The organism is Pollutimonas rozaliensis, from assembly GCF_048751585.1.
Taxonomy (GTDB): Bacteria; Pseudomonadota; Gammaproteobacteria; order Burkholderiales; family Burkholderiaceae_B.
On sequence record NZ_JAZHOB010000239.1, the window covers coordinates 1 to 254 of the forward strand.

Genomic DNA, 254 nt, shown 5'->3' on the forward strand with positions numbered 1-254 from the left:
CGCAGTTGAAAACTGGAATTGGGCTGGGTCACAAAAATTCCGCATCGTAGATGAACGCCACGAACCGAAGCCAGAAGCAGACTTCAAGGCAGACCGCATGTATTTACTATGCCCCGATGGCGAGTATCGAGATGCTGTGTCAATGATTGAGGAGAGCTTGAATCAGTCAAACACCAGTCAAACAAACTGGCACGAGCGCGGGGAGCTGCCGCCTGTTGGAGCTGAATGTGAGTATTACTCAACTGAAATGCGTG

General features: G+C 50.4%; 1 protein-coding gene. It reads left to right on the top strand.

Annotation, left to right across the window (positions count from 1 at the left end):
• The coding region (locus V0R37_RS22740; protein WP_420376638.1) for a hypothetical protein at positions 1–254 on the top strand (254 nt) is incomplete at both ends.